The sequence below is a fragment of the Catenulispora subtropica genome (assembly GCF_039531675.1).
Lineage (GTDB): Bacteria > Actinomycetota > Actinomycetes > Streptomycetales > Catenulisporaceae > Catenulispora > Catenulispora subtropica.
Map to the genome: position 1 here is coordinate 1 of NZ_BAAAQM010000055.1, position 22,736 is coordinate 22,736.

General features: G+C 71.6%; 12 protein-coding genes. 9 read left to right on the plus strand and 3 right to left on the minus strand.

Going from position 1 to position 22,736, the window contains the following annotated elements:
- Positions 1-136 precede the first annotated feature (136 nt).
- A complete protein-coding gene (locus ABD466_RS34795; RefSeq protein WP_344661497.1) occupies positions 137-1,525 on the minus strand; it encodes a C39 family peptidase in 1,389 nt (462 codons plus the stop codon).
- Positions 1,526-1,769: 244 nt separating this feature from the next.
- Here ABD466_RS34795 and ABD466_RS34800 point away from each other — a divergent pair, with 244 nt between their 5' ends.
- From ABD466_RS34800 to ABD466_RS34810, 3 genes are all read left to right on the plus strand, one after another.
- On the plus strand, positions 1,770-4,199 hold the full coding sequence (locus ABD466_RS34800; RefSeq protein ID WP_344661498.1) for a GTPase-associated protein 1-related protein: 2,430 nt from the start codon (positions 1,770-1,772) through the stop codon (positions 4,197-4,199).
- A 72-nt stretch (positions 4,200-4,271) separates the two neighbouring features.
- Positions 4,272-4,490 (plus strand): hypothetical protein, encoded by a 219-nt coding sequence (locus tag ABD466_RS34805; protein WP_344661499.1) that lies wholly within the window; start codon positions 4,272-4,274, stop codon positions 4,488-4,490.
- 212 nt (positions 4,491-4,702) lie between these two features.
- Entirely contained in the window at positions 4,703-5,677 is a 975-nt protein-coding gene (locus ABD466_RS34810; RefSeq protein ID WP_344661500.1) for a hypothetical protein, read from the plus strand.
- A gap of 31 nt (positions 5,678-5,708) precedes the next feature.
- Here ABD466_RS34810 and ABD466_RS34815 read toward each other — a convergent pair whose 3' ends face one another.
- The gene (locus ABD466_RS34815) at positions 5,709-6,869 is read right to left on the minus strand and encodes a sensor histidine kinase (protein ID WP_344661501.1); all 1,161 of its coding nucleotides are present in this window, start codon (positions 6,867-6,869) and stop codon (positions 5,709-5,711) included.
- Between the two features lie 230 nt (positions 6,870-7,099).
- Here ABD466_RS34815 and ABD466_RS34820 point away from each other — a divergent pair, with 230 nt between their 5' ends.
- From ABD466_RS34820 to ABD466_RS34835, 4 genes are all read left to right on the plus strand, one after another.
- The gene (locus ABD466_RS34820; protein WP_344661502.1) at positions 7,100-11,542 is read left to right on the plus strand and encodes a type VII secretion EssC family protein; all 4,443 of its coding nucleotides are present in this window, start codon (positions 7,100-7,102) and stop codon (positions 11,540-11,542) included.
- 124 nt (positions 11,543-11,666) lie between these two features.
- Positions 11,667-12,017, plus strand: a complete 351-nt coding sequence (locus tag ABD466_RS34825) for a hypothetical protein (RefSeq protein ID WP_344661503.1) — start codon at positions 11,667-11,669, stop codon at positions 12,015-12,017.
- Between the two features lie 163 nt (positions 12,018-12,180).
- Complete coding sequence (locus tag ABD466_RS34830) at positions 12,181-14,325, plus strand: serine/threonine-protein kinase (RefSeq protein WP_344661504.1); 2,145 nt, start codon at positions 12,181-12,183, stop codon at positions 14,323-14,325.
- A gap of 106 nt (positions 14,326-14,431) precedes the next feature.
- Positions 14,432-15,235 (plus strand): response regulator, encoded by an 804-nt coding sequence (locus ABD466_RS34835; RefSeq protein ID WP_344661534.1) that lies wholly within the window; start codon positions 14,432-14,434, stop codon positions 15,233-15,235.
- Positions 15,236-15,282: 47 nt separating this feature from the next.
- Here the strand turns inward: ABD466_RS34835 and ABD466_RS34840 are convergent, their stop codons facing one another.
- Positions 15,283-17,529 carry a discoidin domain-containing protein gene (locus ABD466_RS34840; protein WP_344661505.1) on the minus strand — a complete coding sequence of 749 codons (2,247 nt, stop codon included), beginning with the start codon at positions 17,527-17,529 and terminating at the stop codon, positions 15,283-15,285.
- Positions 17,530-17,846: 317 nt separating this feature from the next.
- Between ABD466_RS34840 and ABD466_RS34845 the strand changes: the two genes are divergently transcribed.
- Complete coding sequence (locus tag ABD466_RS34845) at positions 17,847-20,933, plus strand: discoidin domain-containing protein (protein WP_425558822.1); 3,087 nt, start codon at positions 17,847-17,849, stop codon at positions 20,931-20,933.
- A gap of 15 nt (positions 20,934-20,948) precedes the next feature.
- Complete coding sequence (locus ABD466_RS34850; RefSeq protein WP_344661506.1) at positions 20,949-22,703, plus strand: galactose-binding domain-containing protein; 1,755 nt, start codon at positions 20,949-20,951, stop codon at positions 22,701-22,703.
- The last annotated feature ends 33 nt before the right edge of the window (positions 22,704-22,736 follow it).

The following is a 22,736-nucleotide window of genomic DNA, read 5'->3' on the forward strand; positions in this document are numbered from 1 at the left end:
CCCCGCGGACTTTCACCACCATGGCCGAAGGTCGTATCAAGCCTTTCAACCACAGCCCAACCGCCACTGGAACAATGATTGAGGCCCCTGAGCGCGATCCCCAGGATTTTCAGGGGCCCCAATCAGCTCATGTGCCCTACTCGCAGTGGTCCGACGGCCAGCTCGGGTTGCGCGGGTCCACGACCCGGGGCAGGGCCTTGTCATGCGGCTTGATCAGGTACGCGATACCGCCGGAGCCGTATCCCGGGCTCCCGTTCGCCTTGGTGTAGGTGGTCCGCAGCCACACCGTCTCGAACATCCGTCGCGGGTACACCGTGTAGACGTTGGAGTCGCTGTTGCTCGCCGGGTCGTTCACGATCACGTCCCCGTTGGCGTCGAAGCCGATGACCGTCCACAGGTGGCCGTCGCTGGCGTAGTAGCCGTTCTCGGCCTTGGTGAACGACTGCGAGGTCACGACCGGGAAGCCGGCGGCGATGAGGACTTCGAGCTCGTGGAGCGAGTTGAGCCGGACGACCATCGCGTCCAGTCCGTAGGACGCGGCGTAGGCGCAGGTGAAGGGCCAGTTGCCGGTGCCCTCGTAGCCGTAGTCGTAGCTGTAGCGGGCGGCCTGGTCCACCGACGGGTCGGCGTACGCCGGGTCGACCCACGACAGCTGCTCGGTGGTCGGGCCCTTGCCCCAGAACTCGACGACCATCTCCGTCGACGTCGGGCTGCACCATGCCTCGCCGCCTCCGCCGTACTGCACGTACTGGCCCTTGTGGATGTTCTGCGCGTAGGGCTTGACGTCGAGGGTGATGCCGGTGGCCGGGCCGGGCGTCGTCGCCGGGACAGTCGTGCGGTTCGGCACCGCCGAGGCCGTGGCGCCGATCTGCCACACTCGCGGGCTGGCGTGGCTTCCGGAGCGGCGCAGCAGTGTCAGGCGCAGCTTGTAGGAGCGCATCGAGTGCCCGGTGCCGGCGTTCCAGGTGTCGGTGTCGATCTCGGCATAAGTGTTGGACTGTCCGTTGACCGACGTCCGATCGATGTCGTCGTCGCCCAGAGCCCAGACGCCCATCACCCATGTGTCCTGGTGGCCGTCCTCCATGGTCGCGAGCAGCTCGACCTTGATGAAGGTGCCCTTCGGGGTGTCGGCGTTCCAGTGCGCGGTCAGCTGCGTGGCGCCGAAGTCGAGGCGGCGGGACGGCGAGGTCCACGTGGCGTACTCGTACTCGGCGGTGGTGTTGAGATACGGGTCGGTGTACGACACCTTCCCCACCGGCTGTCCCATCACTATGCCCAGCCGGGGTCCGGGCAGCGGCAGTGCGCCCTCAGAGCGTCCCGACACGAAATCAGCCCACGTGGTCCAGCGGTCGAACCGCACCCGCGCGCCGTCCGACGCGCCTGGTGTCGTCACCGCTCCAGCCTCCTTCGCGGCCGCCGGCCCCGCGCCCGCGAATCCCGCGGCCACCGCCCCCGCGGCCGCGCCGCCGGCGAGGACCGCCCGCCGGCTCACTCCGCCGCCCGAAACCTGCCGATCCGCTGACATCAGTCCTCCCAGACCGCCCGTATCGCTGAAGACTCCATGTTGAATGCTGTTGAAGGTTAGCTCTGATCTGCCATGAGCGGAAGCAATCCCGCGCCACACAATGCCGGATCATGACTGATGTCGCGATGGCGGAAGGCTGAGATCCCTCAGGGCGATCCCGGGGGCCGGACCGGGGTGGCGCCACCCCGTCGTGGGTAAGCAGATGGCGGGGGACCAGCGGAAACGGCAAGGAGCGCCGGGTGACGTGGTACTAGAGCAGCTCTACTTCACCAGTAGCGAACGGGGACACGGCCCCGTCGCCGGCTATCGCTTCAACGCCCTGAGTCCCGGCGCCTCCGCCGAGGCTCAGCGCGACGTGCACGCGCTGGTCGGATACCGGCCGCCTCGCTCGCAGGCGTTCCCGGCCGGGCCCGACGAACTGCGGCAGTGCCCGGTGAACCTGTGTTTCCGGCCCGGGATCTCCGGATCGCCGGCGATCCTGGCCAACGTCGAGTACGTCGGCCGGGACTTCTCCGGCGGCTTCGGCAACTTCTTCGCGCACGCCTTCGCCGCCGGCACCGCCGCCGATCTGGCCGAAGGGCTCGGCGGACGGCTGCCCATCGAGACCTGGCGCTCGCCGGTGTGGGTGCGGAGCCAGTCCCCTGACTTGACGCTGCCGCCGTACTCCGGCCCGCTGCCGCGCGGCGGCGTCACCCCGGCCGCCGTCGAGGCCTTCCTCGCCGGGCATCCGCTGGCCGACCGGCTGCCGCTGCTCGTCACCGCCGTGGCCGCCGCGCAGGCCGGATGGGGACCGCCGGTGCTGCTCGTCGAGACCGACTCGGACCGGGTGGCGCTGTGGATCGGCGCGGTGTCCTACCTGCTGCCGCCCCGGGCGGCCGAGACCCTGGCGTTCGCGACCTACACCGCCGAGCCGCCGGCCCTGGCCGCCATGCACGTGATCGGCACGGTGCCGGAGACCGCGGCCGAGCTGCCGCTGGACCTCGTGCACGCCTTCGAGCTCTTCGACCTCCCGGCCGGCCGCGTCCCCGGCGGCCGCCCGCTCGCCGTGGCCGCCGTGGCCGCGCGGGTCGGGGTCGGCGCGGCCCGCGCGCTGTGGCAGACCGCTGCGACGCTCGCCGAGCCCGAGACGCCGTTCGACGCCTGGTACGGCCCGCTCTCCGCGGCCGCCGCCCTCAACGGCATCCAGCTCGCGCTGCCGGAGGACCGCGCCGTCGCCGAGTGGGCCGCGCGCAGCATCGAGCGGCTGGATCCGGCCGCGGCCGACGACCTCGCCCTGAAGCTGAACCAGCAACCGCAGTGGCGCGGCGAGGACTACCTGCCGATCCTGTTCAAGCTCGCCTGGCGCGGCCGCAACCAGGCCCTGTGCGACGAGATCCGGATCCGGCAGATCGACATCGAGCTCGCCCGGGTGCGGGACGGCGTGCCGGGGGCGAGCGCCGCGGCCCGGATCGAGTCGCCGCGGGTCCGCCTGCGCGTCGCATCCCGGATCCGCGACCTGCTGGAGTCCGCACCGGTGGGCTCCGCGCCCGGCGTGCTGCGGCTGCTGGACTGGGCCCGCCGGACCGGCCTGGAGCCGGAGCTGGAGACGGACTTCCTGGTCGAGCTCACCAGGTGGGTGTTCGTCCCGGAGGCCATGAGCGGCCGGTGGACCGACGACGCTGCCGATCCGCTGCGCGCGGCGCTGCGGAGCTGGCCCCCGGTGCGTCAGGGCTTTGTGATGTACCTGCGGGAGCTGGCCGAGCGGGGCGCCGCCGGCCTGGACGCGGCGCTCGACGGTCCGTTGGGGCCCTTCCTGCGCGGCACGGCCTCCTTCGAGGTCGAGCTGGCGGCGTATCCGGAGCTCCAGGAGGCGCTCTGGATCAGCCGGGCGCGGCAGGACCCGGCCCAGCAGGCGACGGTGCTGCACGCGGTGCTCCACCGGCGGGGTGTGCGGCTGCCGGACGCCGAGCTGCTCGGCCGTGTCTGGCCCCGCGGCTGGTCGGCTCAGGAGATGGCGCACGTGGCCACCGCGACGCCGTTGGAGGACCTCGACGACGACGCGGTCGCGGCCTGGTTCCTCGACACGCTCGCGACGGCCTCCACGCCCGAGGACATCCCCTGGTACGTCACGGTCGGCCGGCGTCTGCTGGCGTCGCCGTCCGCGCGCCGGCTCGAAGCACGCTGCGTGCCGTTGGCGAAGGCGGTCGAGCTGGACCGGCGGTGCCGCGCCGTGCGGGACTTCAAGGACCTGGAGTGGATCGCCCGGCAGGACAGCACCGCCACGACCATGATCGCGGTCATGGTGGCGGCCCTGCTGCCGGACCTGCTGACCGCGTCGAAGCTGGACCCGGACCAGGTCTGCTCGGTCCTGGAGCTGATGTATCCGGACGCGATGCGGGCGTTCCTGGCGAAGGTGCAGACGCCGCCGCTCGACGTGAGCGAGGCCGGACTCATGCGCATCGCCGGCGTGTACGTGCTCGCCGAGACCAGGTACCACCACGACTCGGTCCTGCGGGCCGAACTGATCGCCTGCGTCGACCAGGCCGCGGGCGAGATGACCGAGCAGGAGTGGGAGGAGTTGCGAGGGCTCATCCTGTCCAGCAGACGCCAGGTCGAGGACGAGTTCCTGACGTACGAGGAGAGCAGGCAGCCACCGCGGCCCCGGTTCCCGTTCGGGTTGCGCAAGCGGGGATGAGCCCCCGGATTGGGTCATCGATGCCGTCATATGTCTGATGCCACCGACGGGACCGGGTGGTGCGATGGCTCCATGACTCTCACCAGCACCGACACCCTGGCCTCCTTCGTCGGCACCTCCACCACCATCGACCTCGACCCCCGCCCCGAGAACACCGACCTCGAACGCGATCGCGCCAGGCGCTACGTCGCCGGCGCCGCCCACGACGCCGACGACGCCCTGGCGCTGCTGGCGGCGCTGGGGTTGGTGGAGGTGCCGAGGGTGCGGCGGCCGGGGCGGCATCGGCGATGAGCCATATGAACCTCGTCGATCAGCGTCTTGCAAACGGGTTACGAACGCTCCCACTCGATCATCGAGGCTTTCGACTCAACGCCGAAAGGATTTCCCTTAATACCGCCCCGGAGTGAGCCTGGAATCAGGGACGTCCGTTGGTGGCCCTGACGGCTACAGTCTTTGCGCGCCCCGGAGCCACCTCGCTTGACCGGGGCATAAGGAGGGAGCTCATGCCGATGGCCATGAGGAGATCCACGAGCTGGGGGATCGCCACGCTGCTCACCGCCGCCGGGCTGGCGGCCGGATGTTCGGGGGGCGGTAGTGCGAAGGCCGGATCCACCGGGAATCAGGGCACGGTCGCCACCGGCGGGCCGGCGTCCAGCGCGCCGGCTCCGACCACGAGTACTTCGACGGCGCCCCCGCCGTTGTCCGTCGACGACTTCAAGAAGCGGCTGGTCGACATCAACGGGGTGCTGGCGCCGGACTTCACCGCGGTCGGCAAGGCCAAGGGCGGCAAGGACATCTCGGCCGCCCTCGACAAGCTGGCGGACGACGCGAACAGCCAGCTGCAGCAGATACCGGACAACCCGCCGCGGAACGTGGCGTCGGCCAGCGGCGAGCTGTCCGACGCGCTGAAGGATCTGGGCAGCGCGGCTTCGGACGAGAAGGGGGACGCCGGGTCGAAGGTGTGCGCCGGGGGGTCGGCGGCCGCCGCGCTCAGCCGGTCGGACGGCGCCGGCAAAGTCCGCACCGCCGCGCAGCACCTGGCCGCGGCCGATCCGGCCTACGCCGACGTCCTGACCTTCCTGCCGGCGCCGATCCAGGACCAGAAGCGGCAGCTGGCCTCTGGGACCGTGCTGCGCAAGGGCTCCGGACCCGGCAAGCTGACGATCCACACCGCCGACGAGGACGCCGTCGTCACCCTCACGCGGGTCGGCAGCAAGACGCCGGTCGCCTCGGTCTACGTGCGGGCGAGCAGCACCACCGACCTGCACAACGTGCCCGGCGCCACCCTCGAGGCCTACATCTCGTACGGCACCGACTGGGACAACACCGCGAAGGCCTTCACCCGCGACTGCGCGTTCAGCAAGGCCGACTCGACGTTCGACTTCAGTGACTCCGACTGGGAGCTGACGCTCTACAAGGTGGCCAACGGGAACCTGACGGAGATCCCGGTGGACCCCAACAACGCGCCCCCGCCGTGATCGCCGCCGGGAACGACGGCTGAAGACGTCCTCACCGACCGCCGGCGCCCGCGGCCTCTAACGCGGGGTCGGCGTCATCGGAGTCCATCCCGTCGATCGGCAGGGTCAGCGCGACCTCGAACCCTCCGTCCGGTTTCCGCCCCGCGGACAGCTCCCCGCCGTACAACGCCGCGCGCTCGCGCATCCCCGTCAACCCCACCCCCGACCCGCTGTGCCGCGCCGCCTTCGTCACCGCCGCCGGGACGACCGGGCTCCGCGCCGCGAGCGCCCCGGTCAGCGAATGCGGACCGGTGTCGGCGACCGACACCCGCACCAGCTCGGCCTCGTACTCGAGCCGCACTTCGACCGACGAACCCGGCGCGTGTTTGAGCACGTTGGTCAGCGACTCCTGCACCACCCGGTACACGCACAGCTCGATACCCGCCGGCAACGGGCGCTGCCGCCCGGCCACCGTGTAGCGGGACGGCGTGCCCGACAGCCCGACCCGCTCGATCAGCACCGGCAGCTGGGCGACGCCGGGCGCCGGGGGATCGGTCTCGGGGGTGCCGACGGCCTCCTCGTCCTCGGGTCGCAGGAGGCTGATCAACCGCCGCAGTTCGGCGAGCCCCTCGCTGCCGACCTCCGAGATCGCCCGCAGCGCCTGGTCCGCGGTCTCCGGCTCCTTGTCCAGCACGAACCGCGCGACCCCCGCCTGCACCGCGATCACCGACAAGTGGTGCGCGGTGACGTCGTGCAGCTCCCGGGCGATGCGGATCCGCTCCATGAGCACCGCGCGCTGCTCCCGGTCCGCCTGTTTCCGTTGCAGATGCTCCTGGTACTCCGCCAGGAGCACGCGGCTCTCCCGCAACCTCCTCGCCCCGTCGCCGACGATCGCCACGGCGGCGACCCACACCGCGGAGCCGAGATATATCCAGAGCATCGAGCCGACCCATTCCTGGATTTCGCTGTAGACGAGTTCTGCGTAGACCACCGCGGCGAGGATGCCCGTCCGGAACCGGCCGTGCCGGATCGCGACCGTGAAGAGAGCCAGCAGCAGTCCGGCCTGATTCAGCTCCCACGGGTAGCCGTGGACGCCGCCCGCGGTGGCGACCGCCACCCAGGCCAGGGCGGCGCCGACGGCCAGATCGAGGGGATCGGCCGCCGGCGCTGAGCTCGACGCCCGGTCCAGCGCGGCGTCGCGTATGCGGAGCATCCCGCCAACCTAGGGAGCACATCCAGGCCTTGTCCCTGCTTGGCGCCCGTTTTCAGCCGAACGAGTGTAAACCTCCGCGGTAGGCGCCCTGCTGCGCTGGGTAGACCTCGGACCCTGATTGTCAACCTCAGGGGAACGCGGCGGACCGACCCCGCCTGGAACGCTGGACTCCGCGCGGACGCCGAGCGACGCGCCGGAACCGTGCGGAACAAAGCTGGGTGGCAATGGCGATGAGGTTCGTCCATCGGGACGCGGGCGTCGAACGCGACATGGAGCTGCGGCTCGGCCGCCCGGACGCGGTGGTCGCCGACCTGGCCTCCGCGCTCGGCTCCTACGGCGGCGGGCTGGTCGTGGACGGCCGCCCCACGCCTCCGGGCACCCCGCTGGACGGCTCCGGCCTGGTCATGGGCTCGGAGGTCGCCACCGTGGTGGCCGACGACTGGGATCCCGGCACCATGTCCACCGAGGGCTTCGTGCTGCGGGTCGTCGGCGGGCTGGACGCCGGCCTGTCCACCCCGCTGCCGCCCGGCCGCTTCCGCCTCGGCCGGGGCGACCAGGCCGACATCCGCGTCGAGTGCCCGGACATCTCCCGGCTGCACTGCGAGATCGACGTCACCCGCGACGGCCGGGTCACCGTCCGGGACCTCGGCTCGCGCAACGGCACCGACCTCAACGGCCGGCGGCTGAAGGGCCCGGCCGTCGTCGGCCCGGACGACGTGGTGTGCGCGGCCGGCCGGGTGCCGTTCCGGGTGCTGCCGGTCGCCGCGCTCGGCCCGGTGCAGTACGTGAACCCGGCGCGCGAGGCCGGACCCGGCGGCACCCTGCCGTTCAACCGGGCCCCGCGCCTGGCCCCGCCGCCCGAGCCGCCGCCGGTCCGGCTCCCGCAGCCGCCGCGCCGCGCCGAGGCCCAGCCGCTGCGGATCACCACCATCGTCGGCCCGATCGTCCTGGCCGGCGTCATGGTCGTGGTGCTCAAGAACTTCGCCTTCGCGTTGATCGCGCTGTTCAGCCCGCTGATCATGATCGGCACCCAGGTCGAGGACCGGGCCCGCGGCCGGGGCGGGATGCGCCGCGGCCGCCGCGACTACGCGGCCCGCCTGGACGAGGTCCGCGACGAGCTCCAGGACCGCCGCGCCGACCAGGAGGCCCGGCTGCACGCCGAGTACCCCGACCCGGCCGAAGTGCTCTACCGGGCCTGCGAGCCGGGCCTGCAGCTGTGGGAGCGGCGCAACGGCGCCGCCGACTTCCTCCGGCTCTCCGCCGGACTGGCCGACCAGCGCTGGTCCCCGCCGGTGGACGGCGGCCGCCGCCACGACCAGGAGCCGGACCAGGCGGTCGCCGACGCCGTCGCCGACGCGTCCCGGCTGAGCCAGGTGCCGGTGGCCGTGACGTTGGCCGACCGCGGCGTGCTCGGCCTGGAGGGCGACCGCGCGGCGGCGCTGGCCGCGGCCCGGTCGCTGCTGGGCCAGGCCGTCGCCGGGAGCGGACCGGCGGACCTCGCCGTCGCGGTGTTCGCCGACGAGGACCGGATCGCCGACTGGGACTGGACCAAGTGGCTGCCGCACGGCGCGGACCCCCGCACCGGCTCCTCGCGCTACGTCGCCGTCGGCGCGGAACGCTGCGAGACGCTCGCGCGCAGCCTGCTGACCGAGCTCGGCGAGGCCGGCGGCGCCCTCGGCGGACCCGGTGGATCCGGCGGGCTGGGCGGCACTCTCGCCGGCCGCCCCGGCGACTCCGCCGCCGGGATGCCCGCCCTGCTTGTCATCGTCGACGGCGCCACCCTGCTGGAGGGCCGCCCCTGCGCCCTGCGGGACCTGCTCGGCGGACAGGCCGGACCGGTCTCCGGCATCGTCCTGACCCGGCGGCTGCCCGCCCTGTGCACCGAGGTGCTGTCCGTGTCCTCCGACGGCTTCGGGCGCCTGCACCGGGTCGCCACCGGCGAGCGCGTCGACCGGGTCCTGATCGCCGGCGTCACCCGGCACCGCGCCCGCACCCTGGCCCGCGCGCTCGCCCGGTTCGAGGACCCGGAGGTGCGGGCCGTCGGCGCCGGCCTGCCGGACCACGTCGGGCTGCTGCCGCTGCTGCACCTGGCCGGTCCGCTCGACGCGGCGCTGGCCGGGCGCTGGCAGGCCTCGGTCGCGACGCTGCGGGCCCGGGCCGTGCTCGGCGTCACCGACCACGGCGCCTTCGAGATCGACCTCGACGACGACGGACCGCACGGCCTGATCGCCGGCACCACCGGCTCCGGCAAGAGCGAGCTGCTCAGGACCCTGATAGCGAGCCTGGCCGCCGGGGCCGACCCGGAGCACCTGACCTTCGCGCTCATCGACTACAAGGGCGGCGGCGCCCTCGACGAGTGCGCGCGGCTGCCGCACGTCGTCGGCCTGGTCACCGACCTCGACGAGCAGCTCGGGGAACGCGCCCTGCGCTGTCTGGAGGCCGAGCTGCGGCACCGCGAGCACGCGCTGCGCGGCGTCGGCCTCAGCCACGTCCGCGACTACCAGCGGCTGCGCGACTCCGGCCGGACCGGGCCCGGCGGCGGCGCCCTGGAGCCCATGCCCCGGCTCGTGGTGGTGATCGACGAGTTCGCCACCCTGGTCAAGGCGCTGCCGGAGTTCGTCGACGCCCTGGTCAGCATCGCCCAGCGCGGCCGCAGCCTGGGCATGCACCTGGTGATGGCCACCCAGCGCCCTTCCGGCTCGGTCAACGAGGCCATCAAGAACAACGTCAAACTGCGCCTCGCGCTGCGGCTGGAGAGCGTCGCCGACTCGCAGGACGTCATCGACTCCCCGGCCGCCGCCGCCATCGGCACCCGCCAGTGGGGCCGCGGCTTCTACCGGGTCGGCGCCGGGGAGGTGCTGCCCGTGCAGACCGCGCTGTCCACCGGCGTGACGCCGGTCGAGACCGCCGCCGGACCGCTGACGCTGCTGCCGTTCACGCTGGCGTCGGGGGAGCGGTCCGGCACCGTCGCGGGGACCGCCGCGGACCGGGGCTCCGCCGCCCCCGGCCAGCCGACCGACCTCGCCCGGCTGGTCGAGGCGGCGCAGCGCGCCGGCTACGCCGCCGGGTTCGCCCGCCCCCGGCGGCCGTGGCCGGACCCGCTGCCCGCGGTGGTGCCCCTGCACGAACTCGGCCCCGCCGCCCGCGGCCTCCAGACCGACGCCACCGGCCTCGCCGCGTACGCCCTCGCCGACGACCCCGACCGCCAGGCGCAGTACCCCGTGGGCTGGGACCCCGCCGTCGGCAACATGCTGATCTACGGCGTGGTCGGCTCGGGCACCACCACCGCGCTCGCCACCCTCGCCCTGTCGGTCGCCGCGACGAACCCGCCGGACCGCCAGCACCTGTACGTGCTCGACCTCGGCTCCGGCGACCTCGCCGGACTCGAGCGGCTCCCGCACACCGGCGCCTACATCGGCCCCGGCGACCGGGCCCGGCAGGTCCGGCTGATCAGAATGCTGCGAAGCGAGGTGAACGCGCGCAAGGCCGCAGGCGCCTCGCACGGCCCGCACCCCGCCGGCGCGCCGCGCGTCCTCGTGCTCGTCGACAACGTCGGCGCCCTCCGCTCCGAACTCGAGAAGGACTTCGCCGGGATGGGCGTCCTCGACGACCTGGAGCGGATCTTCGCCGACGGCCCCGCGGTCGGCCTGCACATCGCCGCCACCGGCGACCGCGCCGGCGCCATCCCGAGCGCCTGGAGCGCGCTCAGCCGGCAGAAGCTGCTGCTGCGCCTGGCCGACGCCGGCGACTACGCGAACTTCGACATCCCGCGCCGCGCCGTCCCCGCCGCCGTGCCGGGCCGCGCGGTCGTCGCGGCGACCCGGCAGGTGGTCCAGATCGGCCACCCCGGCCCCGATCTGGCCGCCTCCGCGGCCGCCGTCGCCCAGCGCTGGACCGGCGCGACGCGCACCGCGAACCCCGTCCGCCTGCTGCCCGAACGCATCCCCGTGGACCGCGTGAGCCGGGCCGGCGTCGTCGCGGCCACCGGCCCCGAACCCTGGTCCATCCCGATCGGCTTCACCGACAGCACGCTGGCCGCCGCGATGTTGCGCCTGCACGAACACGAACACGCCCTCATCGCCGGACCGCCCCGGTCCGGCCGCAGCAGTGCCCTGATGGCGGTCGCGCACTCCGTGCTCACCGGCATCGACCCGCCGGCCGTCGTCGCGTTCGCCCCCCGGCGCTCGCCGTTGCGCGACCTGCCCGCGCCCGTCCTGGGCTGTACCGAGTACGCCGATCTGGAACGCGTCCTGGAGTCCGCCGGCGAGCGGACTCTGCTCCTGGTTGACGACGCCGACACCGTCACCGACACCACGCAGGTCCTCGACCGCTTCATCGCCAAGGCCGGACCCGGCCGCCACGTCATCGCCGCCGGCCGCAACGACGGCGTCCGCCGCCAGTTCGGGCAGTGGACGCAGAAGGTGCGCGAAGCCCGCTGTGGCGTGCTGCTCGTCCCCGACCACGACCTCGACCACGATCTGCTCGGCACACCGCTGCCGCGGCAGCACCGGATGGGGGCCCTGCCCGGCCGCGGCTACCTCGTCGGGGACGGCCAGGCCGAGGGCGTACAACTGGTGTTGGCAACGTCCGCAGACTTCTACGACCTCTACAACGCACGCGGTAGCGCAGAGATACACCGCTCGTTAGACGACCGCCGGAGCCGCCCGGCATAGCGTTCTACCCGTAGCAGCCGCCGGACGACATCGGCGGGGGCGACCCCCACAAGCTCGCGGGCCCGCACAGGACGGCGGGCCCGCGGAACCACCCGAACCACCTCAACGAATACGGAGCACCATGATGAGCGACGGGACCGTCAAGGTCACTGCCGAGGCCCACCTGCACATCACGCAGCTGATGAACCTCCTCCAGGGCCCGCTGGGCGACGTGCTGTCCCAGGTGACCTCGCACGGCCTGGCCCTGACCGACCCCAACGTCTGGGCCGGCCCGGCGGCGTCCATCTTCAGCAACAGCGTGTGGCCGACCGCGCAGAACCAGCTGGACCAGGTCCGCGCCACCCTGACCGACCTGCAGCAGCAGGTCGCCGGGATACTCAGCAACATCACCTCGGCCGGCAGCGGCGGCCTCCCGGTCGTCGGCTCGCTGCCGGTGGTCGGCCCGCTGGTCGGCGGGCTCACCAGCGGTCTGTAGGGCCCCGCGAAGACGTGGGCGCCGTACGGAGCGATTGATCGGATCGAACTGAACAGCAAGCACCCACCCCCGGCGACGGCGGTGGCGTGGCGGCACGGAGCGGGCGTGCCGCCACGCCACCGCCTCGTCGTGTTTTGTCGTCGGAACGGACAGGAAACAAGCGATGACACGCCGTAGCGGATCGACGGACACCGCGCTCCCCGAAGCCGCGGCCCCGGGAACACCCCCCGGGCCGCCCGGACCGGCCCGGCCGCCCCGGAAACCGCCGAGGCCGCGCGGGGCCGCCCCGTCCGCCAACCCGGACGCCTTCCTGGCGGCGCCGGAACAAGTGCCCGGCTACCGGGACCTGGTGCAGATCGGCTACGGCGGCTTCAGCGTCGTCTACCGAGCCGTGCAGGAATCGGTCGACCGCGCCGTCGCCGTCAAGGTCCTGACGGTCGCCGGACCCGACGAGGACACTCGCCGCCGCTTCGACCGCGAAGTCCGGCTGGCCGGCAAGCTCAGCGGCCACCCGCACGTGGTCACCGTGCTCGACACCGGCACCACCGCCTCCGGACGGCCCTTCCTCGCCATGGACCTGTACGACGGCGGGTCGATGAAGGAGTGGCTCGGCCGGCGAGGCACACTCACCCCGGCCCAGGCGGCCGCCGTCGGAGCGAAGATCGCCGACGCGCTGGCCGCCGCGCACGAACTCGGGGTGCTGCACCGGGACGTGAAGCCGAACAACATCCTGGTGTCCCGCTACGGCGAACCGGCGCTCGCCGACTTCGGGGTGTCCTGCCTGCTGGACTCCAGCGCCTCCGGGTCCGTGCTCGACATCTTCTCGCCGCAGCACGCCGCCCCGGAACTGATGACACGCGGCGTGCCCAGCGTCGCGTCCGACATCTACGCGCTCGCCTCGTCGCTGTACGAACTGCTCATGGGCCGGCCCCCGTTCGGCGGCAACGGGCAGGACGTGCGGGCCACCATGTTCCGGACGGTCAGCGAGCCGGCGCCGCGCGCCGACTGCCCCGGGATACCCGGACTGGCCGACGCGATCGAGCGGGCCATGGCGAAGGAGCCGCACGACCGGTTCCCCGACGCCGCCGCGTTCGCGCGGGAACTGCGTGCCCTGATACCCGACGGCGGGTCGGCGGCACTGGCGATGGGCGACGTGCCGGGACCGCGCCGGGAAGGGACGACGCCCTCGGCGGGGCTTGGGGGACATCCCGCGGTGGTCGGGCCTTCGTCCGCCACGCACCGTTCGGCCGGGATGGCCGGGATGGCCGGGATAGCCGGGGCAGCCGGAACGGCCGGGGTAGCCGGTATCACCGACATAGCCGATGCGGCCGACATGACCGACGAGATGTACGTGTACTCGGCCTCCGAGCACTACCCGCCGCGACCTGACGACACGATGGTGCGCCCGGACCGGGAGGACAGTGCGGGGGCGGACCGGGCAGACCGGGCGGGCCGCGCGGCCGCAGGCGGCCGCCGCGGGGCGAACCGCAGCAGCAGTGGTGGCAACGGCGGCAGCGCCGGCGGCGGTGGCCGCGGCGAACGCGGCGCGCGCAGCGGCGAGTCACGAAGCCGGAAGCCGCTGATCATCGCGGCGGGGGTCGCCCTGGTCGCCGGCGCGGGATGGGCGGTGATCTCGTCCCAGGGTTCGGGCGCCCCGCGCGACGCCGCCGCCGCCAACCCGGCGCCGCCGACCAGCTCCGGCGCCGGCCCGGAGAGCACCTCGGCACCGCACGCCACGACCTCGACGTCGGCGACCCACGCGACGTCCAGCACCTCCTCGGCACACCACTCGTCCAGCTCCCCACCGTCGCACGCCCCGCTGTCCAGCACCAGCGCCCCCGCCAGCGTGTCGGCCCCACCACCCCCGGTCTCCACCGCGAGCTCCTCCGGGCCGCAGCTGCCGGGGACATACCATCGGTTCCGGAACGCCCAGAGCGGCGACTGCCTCGCGCAGCCGTCCGGCTCGGGCACGGCCGGCCACCAGAGCTGCGCCTCGGACCGCACGCAGGGATGGGAGTACACGGTGCCGCTGACCGGCATCCTCGGCGCCGTGACCGGCCAGTTCGAGCTCGTCAACGGCAGCACCGGCCAGTGCCTCACCGGCGGCGCGGGCGGCACCGTGAGCGTCCGCCCCTGCACCGGCTCCACCGCCCAGTTCTGGTCCAAGACCGGCGGCTCCGGCGCCTCCACCGAGTTTCAGAACGCCGCCGACGGGCAGTGCTTGAAGACGGCGGCGGGCACCGTCGGCGAAGGACCGTGCAGCTCCAGCGACAACACCACCCAGTGGACCGAGAACGGAACGGTCTGACCGGATTCAGACGCTTACCAACACCAGTACATGACAGTCCGGTAACGTGCGGACGGCGAGGCAGGCGGCGACACCGGTCGCCGAGGAACAGAAGGCGGCGGGACGCATGGTCAAGGTTCTGATCGTCGACGACCAGATACTCATCCGCGCCGGCATAGCGGCCATCCTCCGCGCCGCCCCCGGCTACGAGGTCGTCGGCGAAGCCGGCGACGGCGCCGAAGCCGTCGCCATGGCCGAACGCACCGAACCGGACGTCATCCTGATGGACATCCGCATGCCGGACATGGACGGCATAGCCGCCACCCGCCGCATCCTCGCCTCCGGCCGCGAGAAACCACCCCGCATCCTCATCCTGACGACCTTCGACCTGGACGAGTACGTGTACCAGGCCCTCCGCGCGGGAGCGGACGGATTCGTGCTGAAGGACACCCCACCTGAGCGCCTGCTGGCAGCGCTGAAGGCGGTCGCCGACGGCGACACCCTGTTCTCCCCGACGGTGACGCGGCGGCTGGTGCAGGCGTACGTCATGGGGATCGGCGCCGAGGCCGGCGCGGGGCGGGTGCCCGTGGGAGCCGGGGCCGGGGCCGGAGCAGGGGCGGGAGCCGGAGCGGCGGGGGCGCCGCTGGTGCCACGGTCGCGGCTGCCGGAAGGCGCGGCCGGCGCGCCGTCGTCTGCGGAGCGTGCGGCGCTCGCCGCGCTGACGGCTCGCGAGACCGACGTCCTGCGACTCGTCGCGGCGGGCCTGTCGAACGGCGAGATCGCCGAACGGCTGGTGGTCAGCGAGGGGACGGTGAAGACACACCTGAACCGGGCGATGGCGAAGCTGAACTTGTCGAGCCGGGCTCAGGCGGTGGTGCTGGCGTACGAGTCGGGGCTCGTCGTCGCCGGGCAGGCGCAGCCCCAGGGCTAGAAACGTCGAAATGGGGTCGCGCATCGCTGCGCGACCCCGAGGATCCCTTACGGGTACGTCACCACGTTCGCCGGCCCCCCGTTCCCGGAGTACACCGCCCCTCCGGTCCCGTTGACCACCGAGTCGATGCCTCCCGATCCGTTCAGGAACACGGTCAAGATGTCGTGGAGTTGCACCCCGGACGTGTTCGGCACCTGGAACGCCATCGCGTTATGGATGTCAATGCCCTGGTTGAAGTACGAGTAACTCCCCATCCCGTACCCCTGGAACGACGTCACCGAGTTCGGAATGTAGAAGCTCGGGTACCCCTTCTGCGTCGAGTCGGCCATCCACGCGGCCTGGCTCGGCACCTCGTACGGGTTCTCGTTCTGGAAGAACACCACTGTCCCGTGTCGCCCGTTCCACACGGTCTCGTCGCCCTGGAAGTGCTCCACGGCCAGGCCGTAAGCCGTCACGCGGTCGCCGTTGACGACCAGCCCGGTGGGGCTCTGGTCCGACGTCCACGAGCCGCCGCCGACGCCGTGGTCCGCGCGCCAGATCCACGTGTCGTCGAGGATGGTGTCGCTGCTGTCCACGATCAGCGGGGTCGTGACGGTGCCGGTGGTGGCGCCGCCGACGCGGAAGAAGACGTCGTCGATCGTCACGGGATCGGGCGCGTGGTTCGTCCCCGGGGTGGTGCCGACGTGGAGCAGTGACGGGGACGAAGTCGTGCCCGCGTCGAAGATCAGGCCGCTGACGGTCACGCCGTTCGTGTCGGCCACCGACATCGCCACGTTCCCGGCCGTCGGCACCAGCGTGGCGAAGCCGAGGCCGACGATCTGCGTGTCGGGCCGCGTCACCGTGATCGTCTTGTCGAGCTGGTACACACCCGGCGTGAACAGGAGGTTGTCGCCCGCGGCCAGGGCGGCGTCGATCGTGTCCACGCTCGACGACGGCTGCACCACGTAGAACGTGTCCAGCCCCAGCGACGAGCCTGGCGTCGCGCCGCTGGTCCACGTCGGCCCGCTGGAGTTCGTCCGAAGCGAGGGCACGAACACGCGGTAGTTCCCGCCGGAGTCCTGATACAGGTACGGCGCTTCCTTCGTCACCGGGCACGTCGCCAGCGTCGTGTACGGCGGCGGGCCGCCGCTGTGGCCGCTGTTCGTCGCGAAGCTCTGCGCGGGGGCGCCGGGGTCGCCGCAGAACACCTGGTTCCACACCCCGTTGCTCCAGCCGTCCAGGGCCGTGTCGCGGGTGAGGTACTGCTGCTGCGAGCCGTTGGTCACCGTGCCGCCGGTGAACTGGGAGTCGGCGATGAAGCCGCCGCTGGCGTAGCCGGGGCCGCCGACGCAGTAGTCCATCAGGCTGACGTCGCCGTTGAAGTGCACGCGGCGCATGGGGGCGGCCTGGGACGCGGCCCAGAAGTCGTTCCCGTTCTGGCAGCCGGACATGCCCATGACGTTGACCGTCAGGTTGGTCAGGGAGCGCCAGAAGTTGGTGGTGGCGTTGCAGGTGCCGCCGGAGCACTGGTTGTAGGTGTCGACGGTGCCGTTGATGACCACGTCGCCGGGGTTCTGGCCGAGGCCCGCGACCGCGGTGTAGAAGCCCACGGTGAAGATCAGCGGGTCGGCGGCCGAGCCGTAGGTACCCGGCTTGAACAGCAGCTCGTAGCGGCCGGTGCCGAACTCGCTCGGGACCTGCTGGTCGGAGATGGAGTTCAGGGTGGCCTGGATCGAGGACTGCGCCATCGTCGGGCTGAAGACGATCACGTTCGAGCCCAGGTCGCCGCCGGTGGGGGGCGGCGGCGGGCCGGTGGTGCCGCCGTAGACGGCGAACTCCCACAGGGAGTAGCCGTAGCCGGTGTTGCGGGCGGTGCCGTACATGCGGATGTAGCGGCCGCTGCCGGAGACGGCGAGGTTCTGGGTGCCGCCGGGGCCGGTGGTCGTGGAGTAGATGCTGGTCCAGGTGGCGGCGTCGTTCGAGATCTGGATCTGGAACGCCTTACCGGACGCGGTCTCCCAGGTGAGGACCACCTGGCAGATCGCTTGCGTGCTGCCCAGGTCGACCTGGATCCACTGCGGATCAGAGAACTGGGACGACCAGCGGGTGCCGGTGTCGCCGTCGACCGCCGCCGACGCCGGGAACGCGCCGCTCTCGGTGGAGGACGCCGTCGCCGGCCGGTTCGCGGCCAGGTTGGTGGTTCCGCACGTCGCCGCATGCGCCCGCGACGACATCGCGGGTGTCAGCAGCCCGGCCACCAATAGGACGAACGCGGCGAGCAACGCCGCGGGTCTTGTGCGGGGAACAGGAGTCATGGCTCTCCTAGCGAGGAATGTGGGGGTGGATCCATGCGCGGAGAGCGCTCTTCGGGGTGAACTGTTGCGCCCGCGTTGCCGCCTGTCAATACGGAACCGGTTCCGAAACCGGTCACGTCACCGGTTCCGGCGGGGGTCCCGGAGATCACCGCAGGTCAGGGCTCTGGCTTGTTCCGGAACCGGTTCCGAAACCAGTTCCGGAACCGGTTTCCCCTTGACACCGCATGTCACCGGTTCGACTATCGGGACTCGGAGAGCGCTCTCGACGCACAGACATGTCCGGGTAACCAGATGTTCGCGTCTTGTCTAGGAGAGCCATGGGTTCCGTCCGCCGTCGCAGTGCAACGGCTTTGTTAAGCGTTCTGGTCATACTGTTGGCCGGGTTGGTGGTACCAGGGGCGTCGTCGCGGGCCCGCGCGGCGGCCTGCGGCACGACGAACCTGGCGCTGGACAAGACCGCCACCGCGTCGTCGGTCGAGAGCGCGGCCTGGCCCGCCGCGTCCGCCGTGGACGGCGACGCCACGACGACCCGCTGGTCCTCGCAGTTCGCCGATCCGCAGTGGATCCAGATCGACCTCGGCAGCACGCAGTCGATCTGCCAGGTCGTCCTGACCTGGGAGACCGCCTCGGCCAAGGCCTACCAGATCCAGACGTCCGCGGACGCGAACACCTGGACCTCCGTCTACTCGACCACGACCGGCCCCGGCGGCACCGAGACCCTGAACGTCACCGGATCCGGTCGCTACGTCCGCATGTACGGCACCGCCCGCAACACCGGCTACGGCTACTCGCTCTTCGAGTTCGCCGTCTACGGCGGCACCGGCGGCGGAGGCGGCGGCAGTTGCGCCGATCCCGACATCGGCGCGTACCAGACCGTGACCGCCTCCTCCTACACCGGTGCCAACGCACCAGCGGCCGCCCTCGACCAGCGCACGACGACACGCTGGGAGAGCCAGTACAGCGACCCGCAGTGGCTCCAGGTCGACCTCGGCGGCGCGGGGACGATCTCGTGCATCGTCCTCAACTGGGAGACCGCCTCGGCCACCGCCTACCAGATCCAGACCTCGAACGATCTGGCCACCTGGACGACCATCTACAGCACCACCACCGGCAAGGGCGGCGTCGAGACCCTGAACGTCTCCGGCACCGGCCGCTACGTCCGGTTCTACGGCACGGCCCGCGCCACCGGCTACGGCTACTCCCTCTGGGAGTTCGAAGTCCACGGCTCGGTCGACACCTCCTCGAACACGCCGCCGCTGCTTTCCGGGCCCACCAAGCCGCCGGCGACGACGGGACAGTTCGCCCTGACCGCGCCGGGTGACAACGCGATGGTGACGTCCACCAAGCGCCCGACGTTCTCCTGGGCCGGGGTAGCGGGGACGAGCCGTTACCAGCTCTGGCTGAACGTCAGCCGCAACGACTACGACTACACCCAGTCCGGCAGCATGCTCGACCTTTACACGAAGGTCGCCGAGACCACTGCGACCAGCTACACGCCGACCTGGGACATCAGTGATCGCTGGACATACAAGTGGTATGTCACGGCGGTCTCCGGAACGGGCGCGATCACGACGTCCTCGATCAACACCTTCAGCGAGTACCTGCCGAACATCCAGCCGGCGAACGACGGCGTGGCGATCGTCAACGGCTCGCGCGACCTCAACAAGGACGGCGCGGTCGAGCCCTACGAGGACTGGCACAATCCCGTCGCCGTACGCGTCAACGATCTCCTCTCGCGGATGACTCCGCAGGAGAAGGCGTACCAGATGTTCTACAACGCCCAGGCCTACCCGCTGTCCGGATGGCTGTTCGGGCCGGCCTCGCCGTCGGATCTGAGCACCTTCCAGATCGCGGCCTCCAAGACCCGGCTGGGCATTCCGTTCATCGCCGCCGGCGACACCATCACCGGCTATCAGACCACGTATCCGAACCAGAGCGCGCTCGCCGCGGGACGCGACTACGCCCTGGACAACAAGCTCGGCGACATGCAGCGCAAGGAGGAACTCGGCGTCGGGGCCCGCGGCACGCTGGGGCCGCTGGCCGAGGTCGGGACCAAGGTGATCTATCCGCGGATCCAGGAGGGCGACGGCGAGAACGCGGACGTCGCGGCCGCCCAGGTCCGGGCCTTGGTGACCGGGCTGCAGGGCGGTCCGGAGCTCAATCCGTCCTCCGTGCTCGTGACCGTGAAGCACTGGCCGGGGGAGGGCGCCGGCGGCGAGGCCGGGATCGTGTACGACGGGACGACGATCAAGTACCACCTGATCCCGTGGTACGCGGCGCTGGACGCCGGCACCGGGCAGATCATGACCGGATACGCGGGAGCCACCTACCTGGACCCGACCGGGACCGGGGCGGGCAACAGCGCTCCGATCATCGACTATCTGCGCCAGAACCTCGGCTACAAGAACGTCGTCACGACCGACTGGCTGCCCTCCGGCGCCTGGATCAGCGCGGCGAACGCCGGAGCCGACGTCATGGGCGGCGCGGACCCGGGTGCGGCCGGCTTCTCGATGGACACCTTCATCGCGAGCGTGCCGTCCTCCCGGATCGACGACGCGGTCCGCAAGATCCTGACGGTGAAGTTCACGATGGGCCTGTTCGACACCCCGTACGGCGACTCCGTCAACGGCCCGTACCGGTTCCACCAGCCCTCGTACGCGGCGCTGGCGAACCAGGCCTCGCGCGAGTCCATGACGCTGCTGAAGAACGACGGCGTGCTGCCGATGAAGCTGAACGCCGGCGACGACATCGTCGTCACCGGGCCGCGCGCGACCGACGGCAACTCGTGCTGTGTGTGGACCAGCTACTTCCACCCCGAGTACGGATCCCTCGACTTCCTCGACGCGATCAAGGCGCGAGCCGCCGAGTCCGGAGTCAACGTGTACCAGGATTCCGGACCGAATCCGAAGCTGGCGGTGGTGGCCGTCGGTGAGCCCTCTTACACGCACGCCACGGCGTGGCCGAACACCCAGCCGTACCTGCCACCGGACGAGGTCTCGCTGATCCAGAACTTCCACAACCAGGGCATCCCGGTGGTGGTCCTGCTGGTGATGCCGCGGCCGTACGTGATCAGCGACTGGAGCGGCATCGCCGACGCGATCGTGGTCACGTACCGCGGCGGCGAGGAGATGGGCCCGGCGGCGGCGAGCCTGCTGTTCGGCGACTACGCGCCGCGCGGGAAGCTGCCGTGGCAGCTGCCGCGCAGCCTGGACCAGGTGCTGACGGCCGGCGGCGGGGACACCCAGGCCGCCGCGGTCGAGCACTGGGACCTGCCGTACGACCTCGGAGCCACCGCGGCCGAGGTCGACGACATCCGGGCGCACATCGCGGCCGGACAGACCGTGCCGACGACGTACGGGAACCCGCTGTATCCCTACGGCGCCGGCTTGCAGGGCTGGCGATAGGAAGGGAATGGAGTCATGACCAGAACGAGAAGAAGAACCGGAATCGGGCGCTTCCGGGTCGTGGTGATGCTGTTCGCCATGCTGGCGAGCGTGGTGGCCGCCGGGCCGTTGCGGGCGCCGCGGGCGCACGCCGCCACGGGTGTGCTGCTCTCGCAGGGCATGCCGGCCACGGCCTCGTCGGTGGAGAACACGACGTTCTCGGCGGGCGACGCCGTCGACGGGAACACCGGGACCCGGTGGTCGTCGCAGTTCTCCGATCCGCAGTGGATCCAGGTGGACCTCGGGGCTTCGGCCACCATCACCCAGGTGGTCCTGAACTGGGAGGCGGCGTCGGGCAAGGCGTACCAGGTCCAGACGTCGGCCGACGGCGCCACCTGGACGTCGATCTACTCCACGACGACCGGTCCCGGTGGTACGGAGACCCTGAACGTCTCCGGCACCGGCCGCTACGTCCGGATGTACGGGACCGCGAGGAACACCGCCTACGGCTACTCCCTGTGGGAGTTCCAGGTCTACGGCACCTCGGGCTCCGGCCCGGGTCCTTGTGCCAACAATGCCGCCCTGAACCGGCCTGCCACGGCCTCGTCGGTGGAGAACGGGACCCTGGCGGCGAGCGACGCGGTGGACGGGAACACCGCGACGCGGTGGTCGTCGCAGTTCTCCGACCCGCAGTGGATCCAGGTGGACCTGGGGACGTCGCAGGCGATCTGCGGCGTGCAGCTGAACTGGGAGGCCGCGTACGGCAAGGCGTACCAGATCCAGACCTCGGACGACGGCTCCACCTGGAGCACCGTCTACTCCACGACGACCGGGGCCGGCGGCGTCGAGAACCTGGCGGTGACCGGCACCGGGCGCTACGTCCGGATGTACGGCACCCAGCGCGCCACGGCCTACGGCTACTCGCTCTGGGAGTTCGGGGTCCTGACCGCGGGGTCCTCGCAGCCGCCGCCCGACACCTTCTGGGGCGACACCAGCTCCATCCCGCCGGCGCAGAACGTGCTGATGCTGAAGATCCTGAACCGGACCAACGGCAAGTACCCCGACAGTCAGGTCTACTGGAGCTTCAACGGCCAGACCCACTCGATCGCCGACCAGCCCTACTTCGACATGCCCGTCAACAGCTCCGGCCGCATGTACTTCTACCTGGGCTCGCCGAACAGCGCCTACTACGACTTCATCGAGTTCACGGTGGGCCCCAGCCAGTTCAACGGCAACACCACCCGCGTCGACGCCTTCGGCCTGAAGATCGCGATGCGTCTGCACACCCACGACGGCTACGACGTCCAGGTCGGCGAGACCCAGTCGGTCTTCGCCGAGGACCGCGCGACCACCTTCCAGCGCTTCATCGACGCGGTTCCGCAGCAGTTCAAGGTCCTGGCCCAGTCCCAGGCCCCGTACCGCATCATCGCGCCGGGCAGCGACCCCGGCTTCCAGGCCGGCGGTGCGAACGCGAACTACTTCACCGCCTACGCTAACTCGGCCGGGGTGAACGAGAGCACGCAGAACATCTTCGGCTGCGCGGGCTCCATGGCCGGCGACCCGACCATGTGCGCCGCCCTGAACCGGCACGTGGCGACGTTGCCCGCCTCGCAGCAGGCTGATCCGAACCAGTACTACCTGGCGGCTCCGGCGAACTACTACGCCAAGTTCTGGCACGACAACGCCATCAACGGGCTGGCTTACGGGTTCCCGTACGACGACGTGGACGGGCAGTCGTCGTACATCTCGCATGCCGACCCGCAGTATCTGCTGATCGCGGTGGGGTGGTGACAACCGAGTAGCGACCGTCCGCATACGAGCGAC